Below are 3,083 nucleotides of genomic sequence, written 5' to 3'. Positions count from 1 at the left end.
GTAAGCGCTTTTCACTCACCCGTTCATAACCAACCAGACCACCAGAATGGCTTAAAAAAATAAACCTTTCCGGTGGCCTTTTAAATTTTTAGAAATCAGATCTACTCTAGGTACGAATCCTACTGATTGAGATCTTCCTTCCTAGTCTTATTCATGCACCTTTCCTGCATCTTTTCAGTCCATGGCATATACTCGGCTGCCCGTGCAGGCTCATTAACAAAGTCTCGGGCATGCTCCAAAAGTTCTGTCAGGTAGAGTTCAGGATCAAGGTTATTTGCAGCTGCTGTATCAATAAGAGACTTGATGATAGCAGCGGATCTGGCTCCTCTGGAAGTATCATGGAAGAGCATGTTCTTCCTTATGGTCGCATACGATTTTGCACAGCGTTCAGCGGCTGCATTTGACAAAGGCAGCCTTCCGTCCTCCAGATAACGCATAAGTTTGTCCCAGTTATTCAGGGTATAATTAACAGCCTTCCGAAGGGCTGAGCCTCCGGCCGGATCAAGCTTTTCAAGCCATTCCTTAAATGCATCCCAGTTGGGTTTCTCCTTTTCAAGGCGCTTGACCTTAATGATATCAGGATCCAATCCCTTAAGAAGGGCTTCTTCCTGATATATCTTGTTTATCGCCATGAAGCCGACTACAGCCGGATCTTCATAGTTCAGAGGCCCGGATTTATTTCTGATCGCTTCGAACCACTTCCGTCTCACGTGGTCTGCACATGTAAGCCGTTTTGCATTCTCCATCTTATTGTATCCGGAGAAGCCGTCAGTCATCAGGTATCCTGAGAAATCTGCTCCAAGGAAGTTGCGGCAGTTATAGCCTCCGCGTGATGGTTGGTACTCATACAGGATCAGGGGCTTATCAGTTCCATACACAGATGCGAAGATCCACATATAGCAGTTCTGTCTGCCGCTGATAGCCTTATTCTTTTCTTCGTCAGTATCGTCAGTTTCATCTGCTGATTCTGCCTCGCATTCCTTGCGGATTTCAACATAGTCAACATCTGCAACTACATTCAGAGGATTGCCGTTCTCATCAGCAAGAGGTTCCAGCTCAACTATCTTGTTTACAGGAGCAGTGGTTTCATCAGCATTGACAATAAAGCGCTTCTTAATCAGTTGATGTGCAATCTCGTACGGAATGAAAAATATATTTTCAGCGGTCCATATGAGCCAGCTTGCCATACAAGCCCTTGATATGAGTATTCCTTTACGTTCAAAGTGCTTTTCAAGTCGGTAGTTCGGTACTCCCATCTGATATTTCTGATATCCCACAAAAGCGATAAGAGAGGGCGTGGCAAAGCTGTGCGGAATCAAAGCTGGTGGCGCGGTTGCACATTTTGTTATGAAAAGATCATCTTCTTCCTTACAGTTTTTGCATATCAGCTTTTCTACATAAACTTCATGATATATGATTTCTTCCGGGATATGCTCAACCTCTGTGCGGACATACTCCCAGCCAAAATGAACCATTTCTGACTCACACAGATCACAGATCTTTTCTTCATCAGAAGCATAGATTCTCTTATCATCACCTTTCTTGGCATTGGCAAGCAGTTCCTCGCGTGTACGTTTCTTTTTGCGCTCAGTCTTGGTTCGCTTATAGCTGTTAACAGTGATCTTTTCATCCTGTTTCCCATCAGTGATTCCAAGCATAAGTTTCTGCTCCTCACTCATGGAGTCGAACAGGCTCATCTGATGCATGCCAGAATCACCATAGTCATCAAATCTTTTGGAAGTTTCAGCTTTTTTTCCAAACATGTTTCTGCGAAACCATTCCAGCTCACGAGTAAGTTCTGCTATAGTACTGGTTTGTTTGTCAACAGTAGCCTGCAGGCTTCTGTTCAGCTCCATCACTTGTGATAACAGGACCTTTAGTTCACGGGCGTTCATAGTCTCATCAGACTGATATTCAGTTGGCTTTTCTGTTGTGGGATTGCTCTTGGAAGCCGACATGATTTATCTCCATTTCTATATCTATTTTACCAATGACTCAGGATGATTAATAGCCCTAAAAATGCCGAAAAAACGGCACTTTCAGGGCTATATAGCAGAAATATTTGTGCACTTTTTTGTTAGTTAAAAGCGCTGATTTTTATGTCAAAAGTCTCGTTTTTTTGCTTTGGAAATCGAACATTTCTGTTCAATTTCCAGTCCTTCAAGAAGCCATCGGAGCTGCTGTCTTGATAGCTCAAGCGCTTCGGATTTATTTCTTGGCCAACGATATCTGCCTTCATCCAGCCTGTGGTAAAGCAGAGTCATTCCGTCCGGTTCAAAATGTAACACTTTGATTCTGTCGGCACGTCTGCCGCAAAAAAAGAATGCTGCATTTGAATAAGGATCAAGATCATATACATCTTTAACGAGTGCCATCAGACCCTCGATTGACTTTCTCATATCTGTTCGGCCGGTGATCAGATATATCTTTTTGACACCGGAAAGATCGCCGATCACAGTGTTTGCAGCACACCCAATATATTCCTGATGGTGGCTGCATTTGCATTGTTTGACATCTCTACCTTAACCCCTGAAGGCATGACAATCCGCACAGTAGCATCTAGCTGAGGTTCGTTGGCTGTGGGAGCGAAAGGGAGCATTGGTATTTTTTCATCTGTTGATGGCATTGTTTCCTGGACCTGTGGCTTTGTTATTACACCATTGTCATCTATTGAAGCCACTTCTACAACTTCTTGTTTTAAGGGAAAAGTTTTATCTTCATGATCAGGTATGTTACATGCTTTTTGACGAAGTCGTTTAATGACCTTGTACAGTGTAGAAGGATGTATGCCATGCATTATGCACCAGTCTTTATCGGACATTCCGCTGCTACGGCATTCCTTCAGGAAGTTGAACCATTCTTCATCACTCATTAGTGGTTTCGGCATTGTCTTTTCTCCTCCATGGCGATAGCGATTCGTTTACTATACTATGTTAGGCGGGATGGAGAGCCGTTTGCTCTACTATAACGAAATAGAATCACAAAGCAACGGTTGCACAAGTCACAGCCAGGTTCATCCTGCCTAAGACTATTTTAGGGCAAAAATATAACCCCGTAACTACGGGGCTACAATGAGCGCTTAC

3 protein-coding genes are annotated in these 3,083 nt (G+C 43.5%); all 3 read right to left on the bottom strand.

The annotated features are described in order from the left end of the window. Nucleotides 1-119 precede the first annotated feature (119 nt). The 3 genes from tnpC to tnpA all read right to left on the bottom strand — a co-directional run bounded on the left by tnpC (nucleotide 120) and on the right by tnpA (nucleotide 2,887). Nucleotides 120-1,958 carry an IS66 family transposase gene (gene tnpC, locus G608_RS0117690; RefSeq protein WP_026497099.1) on the bottom strand — a complete coding sequence of 613 codons (1,839 nt, stop codon included), beginning with the start codon at nucleotides 1,956-1,958 and terminating at the stop codon, nucleotides 120-122. Between the two features lie 144 nt (nucleotides 1,959-2,102). Then, entirely contained in the window at nucleotides 2,103-2,456 is a 354-nt protein-coding gene (gene tnpB / locus G608_RS0117685) for an IS66 family insertion sequence element accessory protein TnpB (RefSeq protein WP_026497098.1), read from the bottom strand. Then, entirely contained in the window at nucleotides 2,453-2,887 is a 435-nt protein-coding gene (gene tnpA, locus G608_RS22700) for an IS66 family insertion sequence element accessory protein TnpA (protein ID WP_051209498.1), read from the bottom strand. Before tnpA ends, tnpB begins: the two co-directional genes overlap by 4 nt. Nucleotides 2,888-3,083 lie beyond the last annotated feature (196 nt).

It is taken from the genome of Butyrivibrio sp. WCD3002 (assembly GCF_000424265.1).
Lineage (GTDB): Bacteria > Bacillota > Clostridia > Lachnospirales > Lachnospiraceae > Butyrivibrio.
The sequence above is the reverse complement of the archived record's forward strand: the minus strand, read 5'-3'. Positions and strand labels throughout refer to the sequence as shown.

What these genes read in the sequence shown, in the direction of transcription:
- tnpC (WP_026497099.1), bottom strand. Translation starts at nt 1,958, where the DNA reads ATGTCGGCTTCCAAGAGCAATCCCACAACAGAAAAGCCAACTGAATAT.
- tnpA (WP_051209498.1), bottom strand. Translation starts at nt 2,887, where the DNA reads ATGCCGAAACCACTAATGAGTGATGAAGAATGGTTCAACTTCCTGAAG.